Source organism: Moritella sp. 36 (assembly GCF_018219415.1).
Taxonomy (GTDB): domain Bacteria; phylum Pseudomonadota; class Gammaproteobacteria; order Enterobacterales; family Moritellaceae; genus Moritella.
Genome location: NZ_CP056120.1, coordinates 2,408,547 through 2,425,225, shown reverse-complemented (window position 1 = coordinate 2,425,225; position 16,679 = coordinate 2,408,547). Strand labels below are relative to the sequence as shown.

Below are 16,679 nucleotides of genomic sequence, written 5' to 3'. Positions count from 1 at the left end.
ACCACCACAATAAGTTACACTACATTATTTTTTTTTCGCGACTGCTTTTTTAACACGTTTGTTTGGTACTTTTTTTGACGCTTGCTTAACCGATTGCTTAACAGTTGCAACAGCTTCTTTTGCAACTGGATTACTTGTTGCTGGCGCAATAACGTCAGCAACAGTTTCAACCGCAGTGGTCACTTGAGCGACAACACTTGAAGTGCTTTCACTTGCTTGTACAACAACTGGATTACTTGTTGCTGGCGCAATAACGTCGGCGACAGTGTCCACTGCAGCGGTGACTTGGGCAGCCACACTCGCCACTTTTCCCGTTACAGCAATTTCTACTTTTTCAACAACGTCTTTAATTGCTTCAACTTCGACGATTACGTCTTTATTCTGCTGTGCTTTAGCTTCTGAAAGTGCCTTTTCGATTTGATCAATTTTATCAATAATATTATCGAATGTATTAACATCAATATGTGTCAAAGTTGTGACGGCCTTATGCACTTTATCTTGTAGCGAATCTGTAGCGCATTGACCTGCTGATGTTAATTTATTTTTTTGAGATGTAAGAGTTTGTGTTGTGTCTGCTTCTAACTTACGGCCTCGCTCAACTAATTCATCGAAGATTGATTGGCTTTTACTTACCGTGTTTGATGCTGATTCATAACCTTTATCATAGGCACCTAAACCTGCTAACCAGATATTACGTGTGATTTGATCTTTTGCAGACCATACTTGTTTTGCTGCAGTAATTACTTTCGACATAAGAAACCCTTTTTGAAGCCGCTAATACAATATAAACTTTATGATTTATATATTATCGAGGGAAATTAGAAGTTACATTCCAAAATTTAAGTTACTTAAGTGGTCTCTCACACTACAAACAACTTTTAATTTAACAAGTCACCAACAAATTTCAATTAAATTAAAAATAACCAACATTTAAGCTAACAAATTAACTTAAATGGAACTAAAATATAGCTCTTTTTGCACCTCCCAGAATATAACTATGCACAGTCAGACATATAAGCTTCAAATAAATTTTATTATTAAACTCGGGCTCGCATTACATCGTTGTGGTGCAACAAGTTATCGAATTGAAAATCATTTAATAAATTTAGCTAAGTTCTGGAATATTGAAGCAAGTTTTCTTGTCACTCCGACAGCGTTTACATTCATATTTTCAAGTAATCCAGACGATCAACATACGCATATTGCACGCGTTAAACCAGCGGGTAACGACCTTGGTAAACTGGCAACAATTGATGAGATTGTCGAAAAAGTTGTAGATTCAGAAGTTACGTTGGACCAGGCTATCGATTTATTGATTGAAGCGAAGCAACAACCTGGTTTTTATGGCGTAAAAACTGAAGCGCTTGGTTGGTGTATGACCGGTGGCGCGTTTGCAATGCTGCTGTCTGATTCAAGTTTAGACATTGTAAGCTCATTTTTCTTTTCTTTTCTTGTCTTTATTTTATATAAACTATCTGCGCACTCGTCACGACTTGCTTCAATTGTAGAGTTCTTCGCACCTTTTATTTCCGCGCTGTTGGCATGTTTTTTCGCCAGTCTCGAGGTTAATATTAATGTTCCATTTGTCATATTATCATCCGTTATTATTTTCATTCCAGGGTTAGCCATTACCGTTGCGCTAAGTGAGATCGTAAACAAAGATTTGGTTTCAGGTACTTCTAAACTGGTTGATGCCATTATGTTGCTTTTTAAACTCTATTTCGGCGCTTTACTTGGTATCACGTTAGGGAACCTCATTTGGACAATTGACCCGCTAATGCTTGATATGAGTTACTCGTTACCCGATTGGAAAAACTACGTCGCCGTAGTTGCGCTTTCAACAGGCCTTGTCGTTGCGTTTAATGTGCATAAATCTGACATGCTTTGGGGGATTTCAGCAGGTCTTATTGCTTATGTTGTTAGTACCTTTGCCGCCCAATACTTAGGCTTCACTTTAGGTACTTTCGTCGGTTCTTTCACCGTCGGTTTATTTAGCAATATATATGCGATAATTAAAAACAGACCCGCATCAATAGTCTTGATCCAAGGTATTGTATTGTTAGTTCCTGGTAGTAGAACTTATATGGAATTAAATACTTATATTTCAGGACATGAAATATTAAATAATATTAATGACAGTGGTTTTGTTTTCATGATCTTTATTGCGATTCTTGCGGGTATGATTTTAGCAAACGCAGTATTACCAGCCAAAAAGAGTTTGTAACTTTATCAAACGAAAAACAACTGTATAAACATCCAGACACTCATGCTATTATTATGGCATGAGTATTTTTTTATAGTTAAATCATGGCCAAAACTCCCAAAACAAAAATAAGTTTCCTCTGTTCAGAATGTGGCGCTAACTTCCCTCGCTGGCAAGGCCAGTGTAATGCCTGTAAAGCATGGAATACATTAGCTGAATTCAAAGAAGCGACATTACCGAGTCAACAACGTGCAATAGCATCTCAAGGTGGTTATGCCGGTACACTCGGCAATACCGTTAAAAAGATGTCTGAAGTATCACACGTCGCATTAAATAAAATTGATACAGAAATAGGTGAATTAGACCGTGTACTAGGTAACGGTCTAACCGTCGGCTCTATTGTGCTGATTTCTGGCGATCCAGGTGCCGGAAAAACGACGATATTGACACAGCTCTCTGCAAATATTAGCAAGCAGATGGTTTCGATGTACTGTACTGCGGAAGAAAGCTTAGAACAGTTCAAAAGTCGCGCCATAGAACGTTTGAAAATTGATTTTGTAGAAGAAAACTTGTTACTGATGTCTGAATACATTGTCTCTAACATTATGGAGCGGGCTTTAGAGGCTAAGGTTAAATTTTTAATTATAGACTCTATCCAAGCTTTAGAAAGTGAACATTGTAACGGTAGTGCCGGTTCTGTTAGCCAAGTTAAAGGCTGTGCTCAAGAACTGAGCCGATTTGCCAAGCAGCATGGTATTACACTTATCATTATTGGCCACGTAACCAAAGGCAGTGACTTAGCGGGTCCAAAAACCCTCGAACATATTGTTGATACCCTGCTCCATATTGAGGTTAACGACAGTATTATTCGTACAATACGTGCAAGTAAAAACCGTTTTGGTGATGTAGACCAAGTCGGTATCTTCCAAATGCACAGTAAAGGTATGCTCTCTGTCGATAATCCAAGTAAGTTGTTCCTATCTGGTGCCGACGAGCACGTAGCAGGCTCTGCAATTACTTGTATTCGTGACGGTAATCGTAATTTATTACTTGAAGTACAATGTTTAGTCTCTGAATGTGAGGCAGAAAATCAACAACGCGTGAGTATTGGTCTTAGTTTTAATCGATTAAAAATGATTACCGCAGTGCTACGTAAACATGGACGAATTAAGCTGTTCCATGATGTTTATGTCAACTTAGTTGGTGGTTTAAAGCTACCTGAAACAGATACAAGCGCTGACTTAGCCATTGCTGCATCATTAATTAGCTCTCTGAACGATAAAGATATGTCTCGTAAACACTGTTTTATGGGCGAAATCTCGTTAAGTGGTGAAGTTAGACCCATTAATGGCGGTGTTCCGCGCGTTAACGAAGCAATTAAACACGGTTTTGATGTGATCTATATACCGAAAGCAAATTACCACAAATCAATGGAAAATAATGGTGCGAAGATAATACAAATCGAGAAGATTGGTGATCTTTTAGAAGCTCTTAATTAATTACCCTGTTCAACTTTGTATAATTTAACGTTATAGCATTACTTAAGTTGTAGCGTTAAATTAAAGTCTGCGCTTATTTAGAATATAGAAACACTCCTGCATGATGGTCTAAGTCATTACCAGAGTTATTTAAAACGATAATGTTTTCTCTGACTTTGAGAGATTCAGAGGCTAAAAAGCCCCTGAATCATTATTTGTTTTTACACCCACAACTCGTTTCAGCAACTAAAACATTGTATCTCTCAACAATGCGACCTTTCGTCATCATGTTTGCTAGTATTTGTGTTTTATCCATGCCTTTTATTTTGCATGTATGAAATAAATCTTGAGGAAATTGCTTACCTATAAGATTTAATAGTTCAGCCTCTTTCATACCCTGTGACTGCGCAGCTAATAGCGCTACGATTTCTCTACCATGAATAGATTCGCTCATCTTATCCTCAATAATTACAGTTTAAACGTTATGATATGGTCTTCTAAGTCACCTGCTTGTGATTCAGCAACGGCTTTACCACGAATTGAATAACCTAATTTATGCATCTCAGATTGACTACCTGTAATTAGCGGGTGCCATTCAGGAATATCACTCCCTTCAAGTAAACGCTTGTAAGCACAAGTTTCAGGTAACCAATGGAATGCATCTATATCATCTAATGTCACCTTAAAACAATCTGAAACATACTTAAAACGTTTCTCGTACTTCTTACAGCGACATGATTTGGTATTTAATAATTCACAAGCAACATTGGTGAAATGTATTTCATCCGTTTCATCTTCGATAATCTTATGCAAACAACATTTTCCGCAACCATCACAAAGTGACTCCCACTCTGTATCAGACATTTTAGCTAGTGTTTTAGTCTGCCAAAATTTTTCTACCATTTCATTAATCTCTAAATAATCTCGCAGCCGAACTTATAACGGTTTGCTAGCGTTAATGCAAGTTTATCTCCGCTATTTAGCACGCCGACGCCTGCAGGTGTACCTGTGAGCACAATATCACCGGGTAGCAGTGTAAAACAGTCCGTAATTTCAGAGAGCAATGACTCTATTGAACGCATCATTTTAGCAGTACTGCCCTGCTGCCGAGTTATATTATTAATGATTAAACTAAATTCTAGCTGATTCAGATCATGAAATTCATTAATTGGAATAAATCTTGATATCGGGCATGAATAATCAAAGGCTTTAGCCCGTTCCCACGGCTGTCCTTTGTTTTTGAGCTTTGATTGTAAGTCCCTTAATGTTAAATCAAGGCCAAGCCCTACTCCCCATATCATTTCTGTGATATTTATATCATCACCACGTTGAATTGGTGAATTTATCAATAAAGCGACTTCAAGTTCATTATGACATTCACCAAGTCCTGCTGGTAATAGTAATGGCTCATCAAGACTAACAAGTGCTGTAGCGGGTTTCATGAACAATAATGCTTGTTCGGGAACTTCGTTATCAAGTTCACGAATGTGGTCGAGGTAGTTTCGACCGATACAAACAACCTTACCTGTGGGTAAGTCTAACGTATTATCACTGATGCTCTGATGCTGATAAAGGGAGTAGCTCATTTTCAATCCTTGAATTTTATTGCATCAGACAAGTGTGCAACAGAAGTAGCAAAATAATCAGAACGATTCCAACGCATAATGCTTTTGTAGTTGTTATAGACTAAATAAATACGACCATCTTCACCGTCAGGCATAATAAGAGATGCATCTAAATCCACTTTAGGCAGGTTATTCCCTTCATAAGTTCGTATGCCCAGTGACTGCCATTCATTTAATTTCTTTGTTAACTTAAGGCCAGAAACTTGAGCATCATAATTATCAGGCAACAGAACTTGTCTACCCCAAGTATAAGTGTCATCCCACTTTGCTTGTTTTAGGTAGTTTGCAGCAGAAGCCAAAGCATCGGCTGTATTGTTCCAAATATCCTTTTTGCCGTCTTTGTTATAATCAACCGCATACGCATTAAATGAAGATGGCATGAATTGAACCTGCCCCATAGCACCGGCCCAGGACCCTTTCATATCAGCGGGCGTAATGTGTCCTTCATCAATAATCTTTAATGCAGCGAAGAATTCTTTTTTGAAAAATGTTTCACGTCTGCCATCATAGGCCAGTGTCGCAAGTGCAGACAATGTTGAGAAGTTTCCGGTGTAATTACCAAAGTTTGTTTCAACTCCCCAGAGCGCGACAATAAATCTTGGTTGAACACCAAAATCTTTTCCTATTCTTTCTAATAATTCTTTGTTTTCTTCGTATAACTTACGCGCCTTCGCTATTTTCCATTCAGGAACAGCTCTAGGTATATACGCATCCAGTGTTATTTTTTTGCGTTCTGGCTGCGCTTTGTCATGTACGATTGTTTTTTTTCTATAGTTAATAGTACTAAATGCATCATTAATCGTTTGTTCACTGAGGCCTAATAATTCGGATTCAGTGCGTAAGGTCGATAAATATTCATCAAATGTCGGTTTGGCATACACAGATGTTGAACTTAAAGCTAATAACACTAGTCCTGCTAATTTCATTTTATTTCCTTATGTACCCTTTAATGACGTGCTATTTGTTTTCATCACGCCATTTTTTATATTCATCTAAATGATTTACAGGCGGTGGTGGCATCTGTAAATAAAAGCCCGTTGTTGTTAAGTTATCTAATACTTTCTTTGTATCAGCAAATGGCAACTTTCGTGTTTCAGTCAAATTCATCGTGACAACTAACTTAGGTTGACCAAACATACCTAATAAAGTTTCAGGAACTTGGCTAAAATCGTCACGGCGGGAAATAAATAAATACATCTCTTCTTTTTTATTAGTTTTATAAATTGAACACAGCATTGTTTTTCTCTTTAGTTATGAACTTGCCTATTTTGCAAGTAAAATATAACATGGCATAATGAATTATCTAAGTGCTATAACAACAAATGCAAAAACAGGCATGAAAACTAAGCAACCAGGGAAAAATGATGGCAGATCAGTCAATAAAATTTAAAGGGACTAGCTTTACACTTTCAGTAATTCATATCGAGAATGATGCTGCAATGGCTAATCTTCATTCCTTTATTGCCGACAAAGTATGCCAAGCACCTGCATTCTTTAAATCTGCACCGGTTGTTGTTAACGTGGCGAACTTAGCCGACGATATCGACTTTCAAGCTATCGAACATGTCATCACCAATAATGGGATGAATCTTGTCGGTATTGAGGGTTGCAAAACGGCGGAACAAAAACTAAGTGTTCGGGAGGCTGGTCTTTCCGTTATATCGAATACAGCTAAAAAGAATACAAGCACATTTGTATCAACGTCAAAAATAAAACCAGAAATTCAGACAGTTATTGTTGAAAAATCTGTAACTAAGACCATAGTTCATAAAGGGCAGATACGATCTGGGCAACAAATTTATGCTCAAGATGCTTCTTTAACCGTTTTGGGCAATATTAGTGCAGGTGCTGAAGTTATTGCAGATGGTTCAATTCATATATATGGTGCATTACGTGGCCGTGCAATAGCTGGTGCTAAAGGTGACGGTAGCGCACAAATTTTTTGTAACAAATTAGACCCAGAATTATTATCAATTAATGGTACTTATATTTTAAGTGATGCCGTGCAGTCAGAATTTTTAAATGCTCGAGCGCAAATCAATTGTATTAATAACAAATTAGAAATTACAAAGTTCGATTAAATTCAAGGAATTAAAATGGCTGAGATTATTGTCGTAACATCCGGTAAAGGTGGTGTAGGTAAGACGACTACAAGCGCCGCTATTGCAACTGGATTAGCAATGCGAGGGAAAAGAACTGTTGTTATCGATTTCGATATCGGTTTACGTAATTTAGACTTAATCATGGGCTGTGAACGCCGTGTGGTTTATGACTTTGTTAATGTAATCAACGGTGAAGCAAACCTGTCGCAAGCTTTAATTAAAGATAAACGCGTAGCGAACCTGAATATTCTACCCGCTTCGCAAACACGTGATAAAGATGCACTCACAAAAGAAGGCGTTGGTAAAGTATTAGACCAACTTGCTGAAAATCATGATTACATTATTTGCGATTCACCTGCAGGAATCGAAGCAGGCGCTATGATGGCATTATACTTTGCAGATGTCGCGGTTATTACCACAAACCCTGAAGTCTCGTCAGTGCGCGATTCAGACCGTATTATCGGTATGCTACAAAGCCGCTCTCGTCGTGCCGAACAAGGTCTAGAACCGATTAAAGAACATTTGCTTATTACTCGCTACGTACCAGAACGCGTTGCACGTGGTGATATGTTAAGTGTTGAAAACATCACTGAAATTTTAGCCGTACCGCTTGCAGGTGTCATCCCTGAATCGGCAGCCGTATTGAAAGCATCCAACTGTGGCCAACCTGTGATCCTTGACACAGAAAGTGATGCAGGACAAGCATATGCAGATACTGTTTCTAGAATTTTAGGTGAAGAGCGCGAATTTCGTTTTCTTGACGTAGAAAAGAAAGGCTTTTTAAGCAGAATTTTTGGAGGTTAAATGTCGTTACTTGATTATTTTCGCACATCAAAACCGGATGTGTCATCTGCTAATTTAGCGAAAGACCGCTTACAAATAATTGTTGCACATGAACGTAACATACGTGACAGCACGCCAGATTATTTACCACAGTTAAAACTGGATATACTTGAAGTCATCAAAAAGTATGTAGCTGTAACATCAGATCAGGTTAATGTTCAACTTGACCAAAGAGACAACAATCTTTCAGTTTTAGAACTGAACGTGACTCTATCTGAAGACCAGTAAGCATTTAAGCAAGTGTACAACATTCATGTACACTTGCTATTACTTATTACTTATTAGCCATTAAACCTTCAAACAAGTTATTACCGATCAGTTCTGCACGCCAATCACTTAACAACACAGGCTTACTACCGATAGCACGCTCCTCCTCTGTCAATTTCCAGACCCAGTTTAATAATTCATTAATAATTTTCTTTGAGCCAATTAATTCTGCTGGAATATTCGTTTTATCGGCAACGATAGCAATCTTATTACGTATTCCTTGTACTATTTTTTTATAGCCCGGATAATCAGAAATTCGCGTTAACTGTTCAGGCAACTCTTCATCTGAAAGGCTTTGAGCTTGTTTAACAAGATCGATGATCTGTTTACCGTGACGCTTAATCTCGATAGGAAGTAGCCCTAACTTATTTAGATCTCGTAATGATTTAGGCTGCTGTTTCGCGACTTCCAGAAGGTGGGCTTCTTTAACCACAAAATTGACAGCCATATCACGGTTAACCGCATTGCTCTCACGCCACTCGCCCAGCGCTTGTAAGATTGCAAGCTCACGAGGTGATAAAAAAGATGCATTTTTGAATTGTTTATAGACTGTTTTAGGATTCTTATTGATCATTTTTCTGCGACGTAAATTATCTAACTCTTGCAAATAAAAATCATAATAGCCTAGTTCATCAAGTTTGGATTTTAATTCATGCCAGCATGGCAGCAAATGATACACATCAGCAGCGGCATAACTTAGCTGCTTAGCTGTTAATGGACGTGCTAACCAGTTAGAACGAGACTCACCTTTATCTAACGTGATATTTTGAAATTCAGAAACTAAACCTCCAAAACCGAGAGAAGAACCTAGTCCACAAAATGCAGCTGCAATTTGGGTATCATGGAAAAAATCGGGAAATTTATTTGCAACCGTCATGAATACATCAAGATCTTCAGAACAAGCGTGAAGAACAACAGGTTGACGATCGAGGAGTTGCCATAATGCGCTAAGGTCATCAATAGCGAGTGGATCGACTAAATACGTTTCAGTACCATTATATAACTGAAACAATCCTAAGATTGGGTAATAAGTACGCTGTCTGATAAATTCAGTGTCGATAGCTAAAATTTCAACTTCCGCACATTGAGCTATCATCTTCTGCAATGTTATTTGATCTTCAACTAAAATATATTCCACTTATAACCTCAAAAAAAAGCCACTTTCTTACAATTTAGAAAGTGGCTTAATTTTAGCGAAATATATTACCAATGATAAGTGTTTTATTACTTTAAATTAGATCTAGTACTAATCGCGTAATTCACGGCGTAAAATTTTACCTACGTTACTCTTAGGTAATTCATCACGGAATTCAATAATACGAGGAATTTTATACGCAGTAAGGTGCTCACGACAATGCGCAACAATCTCTTCTTTCGAAATTTCACCTTTCTTTACAACGAAGATTTTAACTGTTTCGCCTGATGACTCATGAGGAACACCAATAGCAGCGGCTTCAAGAATGTTGTCATTTAACGTTAGTACGTCTTCAATTTCGTTAGGGAATACGTTAAAGCCTGACACAAGGATCATATCTTTTTTACGGTCAACTATGTAGAAGAAACCATCTTCATCCATACGTGCGATATCACCTGTGTTTAACCAGCCATCGGCAGTAATCACTTCGGCTGTCTCTTGTGGACGCTGCCAATAACCCTGCATGACTTGAGGACCACGAACTTGCATCTCACCAACTGCGCCAGGTTTTGTTAAAACGCCACCGTCTTCATCAATGATACGAACATCCGTCGATGATACAGGTAAACCGATTGAGCCATTGTATTCATGCAGATCGTAAGGATTTACAGTTACAAGTGGTGAACATTCAGTTAAACCATAACCTTCAAGTAAGTGATTACCAGTTATCTTCTTCCATTTGTCCGCAACAGAACGTTGAACAGCCATACCGCCACCGACTGAAAGCTTCAATGCAGAAAAATCAATCTTTGCGAATGTTTCATCATTAACAAGCGCATTAAATAAGGTATTTACACCAGTAATTGCAGTCGGTTTATGGTCGTCAATTTCTTTAATTAACGCAGGAAGATCGCGAGGGTTTGTAATAAGAATATTCTTACCACCACTCAAGAAGAACAACAAACCATTCACTGTTAAGGCAAATACATGATATAGCGGTAATGCTGTAATAACGGTTTCAGTTCCACGGTCAATAATACTACCGTATGCACCTTCTGCCTGTAATACATTTGCAAGCATATTTTTGTGCGTTAATACTGCACCTTTAGATACACCTGTAGTACCACCTGTATACTGAAGAAAGGCAATATCATCAAAGCCAGTTTCAACTTTGGTAAACTTCATTGAACGACCTTTATTCAACACACGATTGAATGGGATCGCATTTGGTAAGTTGAACTTAGGAACCATTTTCTTCACGTACTTAACAACTAAGTTTGTGATAGTACCTTTAACAGGTGAGAACAGATCTCCCAACTGCGTCAAAATTACATGTTCAACTGGTGAGTCTTTAATCACCTTTTCCAAAACGCTTGCAAAGTTTGAGATAATAACAATTGCTTTGGCACCAGAATCGTTTAACTGATGTTTTAATTCACGCGGTGTATATAAAGGATTTACATTAACAATCACCAAACCCGCACGCAATACACCAAATAAGGCAATTGGGTATTGAAGTAAGTTTGGCATCATTAACGCGACACGGTCGCCTTTATTTAATTTAAGCTCGTTTTGAAGGTAAGCTGCAAAAGCACGAGATTTTTCTTCGATTTCACCATAAGTTAATGAACAACCCATATTTACATATGCAGGGTTGTTACCAAATTGTTGAACTGTTTGATCGAATATATCGTTCAAAGAACGAAATGAACCAAAGTCAATTTCTGCGGGGACATTTTCCGGGTATCTATTTAACCAAACCTTTTCCACCTTACCACTCCTTTTTATTTAACTTATTAATTTAACAAAACGACTAAGTATTATTAATCCATTTATAATATTTAGCCGCTATTGATGAAATTATTTATTGTGAACAGATCTTAATTGATTAACACTCAATTAACAAATGAAATATCTATATTAGACGCTTATTTAAATCTTCATTATTTAGAATTAGATAATATAAACTCTATTTTTATCGATTAAATAAACTATTATTTTAATTTATCAACAAATTTAACGATCGCACTTGCAGTTTCGACAGCATTATCCATATGAACATGATGCCCACCGGTAAGTGTCAAAATATCAAAATTTTCTTTATTAAATATGTCTAACTTCAATTTCTCAACAATTAAAGGATAACCTTTATCACCAACAATAATCAGGCACCTTGTTGATATAGATGATAAAACATCAATAACCTGAGGCTCTGTCAACCTAACCAAAGATCGCAGTTTTAGCTTAGGATCAGATCGCCATGTTATTTTTTCTGTATTAATAATTAAATTTCTTCTACATATCAATACAGCATTTTGCTCCGTCAAATCAGAAACAAAACAACGTGCTTTAACGACTTTTTCCAATGTGAAAGCATTAGCACCACAAGTAACACTTTGGTGGTAATTATAACGACTTTCTATCCCTTTGCGCAATAGGTTTACTGTTTGTTCAGCTTCTGCTGAAATTGCGCCCAACCCTTCGATTAGTATCAAACGATTAACAAGTTCTGGAAATGTCGCTGCAAAAATGGAACTTATCATTGCGCCCATTGAGTGCCCAACTATACTGACGATGCCCCAATGCTGTGTTTTAATTATTTGATAAAGATCCTCTACCCATTCAATGAAATTGTAATGACCTCTCTTATGATCAGAATGACCATGACCGGGTAAATCTATCGCAATCAATTGATAGGGTAATGAGCCATCATCTAAATTACACTTTAGTTCTTCAACAAGAGGAATAAAGCTTGCAGCATTGTCTAACCACCCATGAACAGCCAGTAAAATAGGTTTAGACTTATCACCATAGCGTAAACCAGCAATAGTTTTACCATTGACCTCTATACTAAAGCTATTCATTAGAATTTACTCTCTACCCGGTAGTTTTTTCCAGGTTACTGTATCGCGAACATAAACAGGCATAGCATCTTCAACTGAAACCGCATTCCCTTGTTCGAATTCAGCCGCTGCAATAATGAGCATATCTTGTGAACTTGGGAACTGTATACCTTCACATGCTGTTAGTTGAGCAACGCTTAAATCAGCAAGTTGTTCAGCATAGGTAGACCAACCCGTTCCAAGCGTATGGAATGCAGTTTCTGATTTATTAAAATCAGCCAATAGCTGATCTGGCGTAACTACAATTTCTTTATCAACTAATGTCATTACGCCAGCTCCATTGAGCTTGTAATGAGCAAAGTATATTTCGCCCATACGTGCATCAATTGCCGGTAATACGTCAGTTACATTGTGTAAACGATGAGCACCTTGCGCCATCGCTGCCAGGGTTGAAATTGGTAGCATTGGTAAATCAGCACCAAATGCTAAACCTTGCGCAATCCCCGTCCCAATACGAACACCGGTAAAGCTGCCTGGTCCACGACCAAATGCGAGTGCATCTAAATCTTTTAATTTAACCCCTGCTTCAGTCAATAAGCTATCGACCATAGGCAATATACGCTTAGTGTGCTCGCGTGGGCTTTCTAGCTCTCTCACTAATACTTGGCCGTTGATGCTCAATGCGGCAGAACAATTTTCTGTTGATGTATCTAGTGCTAAAATATTACTCATAAAATTCACTTTCTAATTGTTAGTTTTCTTAATAAAAGATAAAACGCTATTTATATCTCTGGTTCGTGGCATATCGGGTAAGCTATTGATAAACGTTGCGCCATATCCACGAGAGACGATACGTGTATCACAAATAATAACACATCCCGTGTCTTTGACATCACGGATTAAACGCCCTACTCCTTGCTTTAAATTAATAACAGCCTTTGGTATTTGCAATGCAGAGAAAGGATCTTCTCCTTTACGCTGGCAATCTTCAATACGCGCTTGTAAAAGGGGATCATCTGGTGACGCAAAAGGCAATTTATCAATAATAACACAGCTTAATGTTTGCCCACGTACATCGATACCTTCCCAGAACGAGTATGTCCCAATCAGTAACGCATTACCGTGCTCAATAAATTGGTCGAGTAAGACTTGTTTATTATCTTGTCCTTGGACAAAGATCGGCATAGTCAGCTGTTGTTGTAATAAACTCGCTACTTGCCTAATCATGTAATGACTTGTGCATAAGAAAAAACAGCGACCTTTATTGGCTATAATAATAGGTGCTAATTTTTCAACCAGTATACGGGCTATATTTGGATCATTTGGCTCAGGTATATTACGCGGTACGCACAACATTGCCTGGTTGTGATAATCAAATGGGCTTGCTAGAATTAACTCTTTCGCATCTGCGAGTCCCATTTGTTGGCGATAATGTGAGAAACCATTATCGACAGCTAATGTCGCAGAAGTAAAAATCCAGGTTGATTTGCTTTTTTCTTGTTCAGCGCTAAAACGTTCTGCAATATTAAGTGGCGTTATATTTAAAGTAAAGTTTCGCTTAGTGCATTCATACCAATAGCTCTCGCCGGTATTATTAACCGCCATTATTTGTTGAAATGTTGCTTTAATTTCCACCACGCGATCAAAGCATTGATCGACAAGTTCCGTTCGACCAAGATTAAGCTTGATCACTTCATATATGAAGTCGAGTTGATCTTGAAAGCGTATAATCGTTTTCATTACCGCTTGTTGAGTGAATAAATGCCGCCAATTTCCACGTCCAGATTCCATCGAAAAACTCAATCTTAAATCTTGCGTAGCATTCGCTAAACCATTCGCAGCTTTAGTTACTTGTATTGAGTCCTTAAGATCTGTTCGCCCTAAATACTGCACATCTTTACAAAGTGCTTGTATCTGTTTACTGGTGATTCTTTTACCAAAATACTCTGAAGCAATATCTGGTACTTGGTGAGCTTCATCAAAAACAATCACATCAGCGTCTGGTAAGAGTCGACCAAACCCTGAGTCTTTAACATTCAAATCAGCAAAGTATAAATGATGATTAACAACCACTACATCCGCTTCAAGCGCCTTACGGCGCGCTTTGACTAAAAAACAATCGTCATAGTCAGGACAATCTCGCCCTAAGCAATTATCATTAGTAGAGGTAACTAAGGGTAAAATTTCAGCGTCGTCTTTAAGACCCGGCACTGAACTCATATCACCGCTAATAGTGATATTGGACCAACCCTTTACTTTAACATAATCACTTAATATAGTTTGATTTTGATATTGAGTTTCTCGCCCTAAACGAGCTAAACGGTCTGTACACAAATAGTTATTACGTCCTTTTAGTAGTGCCGTTTTAGCTTTGCTATTTAATGCATCAATAATAAAGGGTAAATCGCGATTGAATAATTGCTCTTGAAGATTTTTACTACCCGTACTTATAATTGTTGTTTTATCATTAATCAATGCTGGTATTAGATAGGCAAACGTTTTACCAGTCCCCGTTTCAGCTTCAACGATTAAACTTCCCTTGTTTGTGATCACTGAATTAATGGCTTTTGCCATATCTATTTGTGGTTGACGAGCGGTATAGCCATCGATGACCTTGGCTAAAGCGCCACCCGATAAAAAATATTGCTCTATCACAAACAAGTTTCCATATAGTTTTATAAGACAGCATTTAATATCATCACTCGTCGTAATAATCAAATTGATGTTTTATAAAATCGAGTTTATGGTTATTTTTCGACCCTATTTTAGAAAGTCACCTCCTTATAGTTTGTTCTTTTTAACAAAATTAATCAGTAATAGTGGCATCACTCTCCACATCTGGTAAAATCGCCGTCAAATCGACAGCAACACCTCGAATCTAGCTAAATTAGTCCAAAGTAACTTGGAAGAGCCTTCAGGGAAAATGAAAGAAACTCTTCCAAGTTACTTAGGTGTAAGTTTTATTTAAACGATTAAACTCAATAAGGATAGTTAACAATGAGTCTTGCTGATAAAGTATTAGCTGTAAACAATGATTTACCGATCCGTACAGATAAACCTGTTCACAGCGGTAAAGTGCGTTCTGTTTACTGGTTAACTGAAGCTGACAGTCGTCGCTTGATCGAAGAAAAAGGTTACGATGTAGCGGCGGATGCACCACTTGCAATTATGGTTATTAGTGACCGTATCTCTGCCTTTGAATGCATTTGGCACGGTGAAGGCGGCATGCGCGGTGTACCTGGGAAAGGTGCGGCGTTAAACGCAATTTCAAACCATTGGTTTAAGTCTTTCCGTGAAAACGGTTTAGCTGATAGCCATATTCTTGATATCCCTCACCCATTCATTTGGATCGTTCAAAAAGCCAGACCAGTAATGATTGAAGCTATTTGCCGCCAATACATCACAGGTTCTATGTGGCGCGCTTATAGTCAAGGCGAGCGTAATTTCTGTGGTATTGAACTACCTGAAGGTTTAACTAAAGACCAAAAATTACCAGAGCTACTCATTACACCGTCAACTAAAGGTATTTTAGAAGGCATTCCAGGTGTTCCAGCTGTCGATGATGTTAATATCACTCGCAAAAACATTTCAGATAACTACGAAGCATTTAACTTCAAATCGCCTGATGATATTACTTACTACGAAAAGTTACTAAAAGAAGGCTTTAACGTAATCAGTGATGCATTAGCGGATGTTGACCAAATGTTTGTTGATACTAAATTCGAATTTGGCTATGTAACAGACAGTAAAGGTCAAGACAAGCTTATCTATATGGATGAAGTTGGTACACCGGATTCATCACGTATTTGGGATGCAGCCGCTTTCCGTGAAGGTGATGTGGTTGAAAACTCAAAAGAAGGTTTCCGTCAGTTATTACTTAACCACTTCCCTGAGCCAGATATTTTACTCAATAAAAACAGAATGGATGAACGTTTAGCGCTTGCTGAACATAATGTATTACCGACATCTGTATTAATGTCTGTTTCTGAAACTTATTTGAATATCGCAGAGAAGATCACTGGCGAAAAGATTATTTTATCTGATAATCCGAAAGCTGAAATCATTGAAATATTACGTAACGATTATAATCTTATCGACTAATACCTGCGGGTATCAAATCGCAGATTGATTAAAACGTTAAAATGAAAAAGGAGAGCTAATTAGCTCTCCTTTTTTAATACCG

Annotated in this window: 17 protein-coding genes; 6 read left to right on the top strand and 11 right to left on the bottom strand. The window is 37.8% G+C overall.

Annotated elements, in window-relative coordinates; genetic code table 11:
- Nucleotides 1-24: 24 nt before the first annotated feature.
- Nucleotides 25-753 (bottom strand): phasin-related domain-containing protein, encoded by a 729-nt coding sequence (locus HWV03_RS10955; RefSeq protein ID WP_211679772.1) that lies wholly within the window; start codon nt 751-753, stop codon nt 25-27.
- A gap of 244 nt (nt 754-997) precedes the next feature.
- On the opposite strand from HWV03_RS10955, the gene HWV03_RS10950 reads away from it, so the two are divergent.
- Both HWV03_RS10950 and radA read left to right on the top strand, forming a co-directional pair.
- On the top strand, nt 998-2,224 hold the full coding sequence (locus HWV03_RS10950) for a threonine/serine ThrE exporter family protein (protein ID WP_211679769.1): 1,227 nt from the start codon (nt 998-1,000) through the stop codon (nt 2,222-2,224).
- Between the two features lie 83 nt (nt 2,225-2,307).
- Nucleotides 2,308-3,702, top strand: coding sequence for a DNA repair protein RadA (radA, locus tag HWV03_RS10945; protein WP_211679767.1), 1,395 nt, complete (start codon nt 2,308-2,310; stop codon nt 3,700-3,702).
- Between the two features lie 190 nt (nt 3,703-3,892).
- Here the strand turns inward: radA and HWV03_RS10940 are convergent, their stop codons facing one another.
- From HWV03_RS10940 to HWV03_RS10920, 5 genes are read right to left on the bottom strand one after another with little or no spacing between them, the layout of a single operon-like run.
- Entirely contained in the window at nt 3,893-4,135 is a 243-nt protein-coding gene (locus HWV03_RS10940; RefSeq protein ID WP_211679765.1) for a DUF2492 family protein, read from the bottom strand.
- A gap of 14 nt (nt 4,136-4,149) precedes the next feature.
- The gene (locus tag HWV03_RS10935; protein WP_211675486.1) at nt 4,150-4,584 is read right to left on the bottom strand and encodes a YcgN family cysteine cluster protein; all 435 of its coding nucleotides are present in this window, start codon (nt 4,582-4,584) and stop codon (nt 4,150-4,152) included.
- Between the two features lie 11 nt (nt 4,585-4,595).
- On the bottom strand, nt 4,596-5,267 hold the full coding sequence (locus HWV03_RS10930) for a fumarylacetoacetate hydrolase family protein (protein WP_211679763.1): 672 nt from the start codon (nt 5,265-5,267) through the stop codon (nt 4,596-4,598).
- A 2-nt stretch (nt 5,268-5,269) separates the two neighbouring features.
- Nucleotides 5,270-6,232, bottom strand: coding sequence for a lytic murein transglycosylase (locus HWV03_RS10925; RefSeq protein ID WP_211679761.1), 963 nt, complete (start codon nt 6,230-6,232; stop codon nt 5,270-5,272).
- Between the two features lie 31 nt (nt 6,233-6,263).
- Complete coding sequence (locus HWV03_RS10920) at nt 6,264-6,542, bottom strand: YcgL domain-containing protein (RefSeq protein WP_211675480.1); 279 nt, start codon at nt 6,540-6,542, stop codon at nt 6,264-6,266.
- A gap of 128 nt (nt 6,543-6,670) precedes the next feature.
- Here HWV03_RS10920 and minC point away from each other — a divergent pair, with 128 nt between their 5' ends.
- The 3 genes from minC to minE are packed head-to-tail and all read left to right on the top strand — an operon-like array spanning nt 6,671 to nt 8,479.
- Complete coding sequence (gene minC / locus HWV03_RS10915) at nt 6,671-7,387, top strand: septum site-determining protein MinC (RefSeq protein WP_211679759.1); 717 nt, start codon at nt 6,671-6,673, stop codon at nt 7,385-7,387.
- A 15-nt stretch (nt 7,388-7,402) separates the two neighbouring features.
- A complete protein-coding gene (minD, locus tag HWV03_RS10910) occupies nt 7,403-8,212 on the top strand; it encodes a septum site-determining protein MinD (protein WP_211675478.1) in 810 nt (269 codons plus the stop codon).
- On the top strand, nt 8,213-8,479 hold the full coding sequence (gene minE / locus HWV03_RS10905; protein WP_211679757.1) for a cell division topological specificity factor MinE: 267 nt from the start codon (nt 8,213-8,215) through the stop codon (nt 8,477-8,479).
- Between the two features lie 46 nt (nt 8,480-8,525).
- Here the strand turns inward: minE and rnd are convergent, their stop codons facing one another.
- The 5 genes from rnd to HWV03_RS10880 all read right to left on the bottom strand — a co-directional run bounded on the left by rnd (nt 8,526) and on the right by HWV03_RS10880 (nt 15,151).
- The gene (gene rnd, locus HWV03_RS10900) at nt 8,526-9,656 is read right to left on the bottom strand and encodes a ribonuclease D (RefSeq protein WP_211679755.1); all 1,131 of its coding nucleotides are present in this window, start codon (nt 9,654-9,656) and stop codon (nt 8,526-8,528) included.
- A gap of 108 nt (nt 9,657-9,764) precedes the next feature.
- On the bottom strand, nt 9,765-11,423 hold the full coding sequence (gene fadD / locus HWV03_RS10895; RefSeq protein WP_211679753.1) for a long-chain-fatty-acid--CoA ligase FadD: 1,659 nt from the start codon (nt 11,421-11,423) through the stop codon (nt 9,765-9,767).
- 224 nt (nt 11,424-11,647) lie between these two features.
- Nucleotides 11,648-12,517 (bottom strand): alpha/beta fold hydrolase, encoded by an 870-nt coding sequence (locus HWV03_RS10890; protein ID WP_211679751.1) that lies wholly within the window; start codon nt 12,515-12,517, stop codon nt 11,648-11,650.
- 6 nt (nt 12,518-12,523) lie between these two features.
- The gene (gene tsaB, locus HWV03_RS10885) at nt 12,524-13,228 is read right to left on the bottom strand and encodes a tRNA (adenosine(37)-N6)-threonylcarbamoyltransferase complex dimerization subunit type 1 TsaB (protein WP_211675468.1); all 705 of its coding nucleotides are present in this window, start codon (nt 13,226-13,228) and stop codon (nt 12,524-12,526) included.
- A gap of 12 nt (nt 13,229-13,240) precedes the next feature.
- Nucleotides 13,241-15,151, bottom strand: a complete 1,911-nt coding sequence (locus HWV03_RS10880; protein WP_211679749.1) for an ATP-dependent DNA helicase — start codon at nt 15,149-15,151, stop codon at nt 13,241-13,243.
- Between the two features lie 342 nt (nt 15,152-15,493).
- Between HWV03_RS10880 and HWV03_RS10875 the strand changes: the two genes are divergently transcribed.
- Nucleotides 15,494-16,597 carry a phosphoribosylaminoimidazolesuccinocarboxamide synthase gene (locus HWV03_RS10875; RefSeq protein WP_211679747.1) on the top strand — a complete coding sequence of 368 codons (1,104 nt, stop codon included), beginning with the start codon at nt 15,494-15,496 and terminating at the stop codon, nt 16,595-16,597.
- Nucleotides 16,598-16,679 lie beyond the last annotated feature (82 nt).

Bases quoted from the DNA above. Each gene is read 5' to 3' on its own strand.
- HWV03_RS10955 (WP_211679772.1), bottom strand. From the start codon at position 753: ATGTCGAAAGTAATTACTGCAGCAAAACAAGTATGGTCTGCAAAAGAT.
- HWV03_RS10950 (WP_211679769.1), top strand. From the start codon at position 998: ATGCACAGTCAGACATATAAGCTTCAAATAAATTTTATTATTAAACTC.
- radA (WP_211679767.1), top strand. From the start codon at position 2,308: ATGGCCAAAACTCCCAAAACAAAAATAAGTTTCCTCTGTTCAGAATGT.
- HWV03_RS10940 (WP_211679765.1), bottom strand. From the start codon at position 4,135: ATGAGCGAATCTATTCATGGTAGAGAAATCGTAGCGCTATTAGCTGCG.
- HWV03_RS10935 (WP_211675486.1), bottom strand. From the start codon at position 4,584: ATGGTAGAAAAATTTTGGCAGACTAAAACACTAGCTAAAATGTCTGAT.
- HWV03_RS10930 (WP_211679763.1), bottom strand. From the start codon at position 5,267: ATGAGCTACTCCCTTTATCAGCATCAGAGCATCAGTGATAATACGTTA.
- HWV03_RS10925 (WP_211679761.1), bottom strand. From the start codon at position 6,232: ATGAAATTAGCAGGACTAGTGTTATTAGCTTTAAGTTCAACATCTGTG.
- HWV03_RS10920 (WP_211675480.1), bottom strand. From the start codon at position 6,542: ATGCTGTGTTCAATTTATAAAACTAATAAAAAAGAAGAGATGTATTTA.
- minC (WP_211679759.1), top strand. From the start codon at position 6,671: ATGGCAGATCAGTCAATAAAATTTAAAGGGACTAGCTTTACACTTTCA.
- minD (WP_211675478.1), top strand. From the start codon at position 7,403: ATGGCTGAGATTATTGTCGTAACATCCGGTAAAGGTGGTGTAGGTAAG.
- minE (WP_211679757.1), top strand. From the start codon at position 8,213: ATGTCGTTACTTGATTATTTTCGCACATCAAAACCGGATGTGTCATCT.
- HWV03_RS10890 (WP_211679751.1), bottom strand. From the start codon at position 12,517: ATGAATAGCTTTAGTATAGAGGTCAATGGTAAAACTATTGCTGGTTTA.
- tsaB (WP_211675468.1), bottom strand. From the start codon at position 13,228: ATGAGTAATATTTTAGCACTAGATACATCAACAGAAAATTGTTCTGCC.
- HWV03_RS10875 (WP_211679747.1), top strand. From the start codon at position 15,494: ATGAGTCTTGCTGATAAAGTATTAGCTGTAAACAATGATTTACCGATC.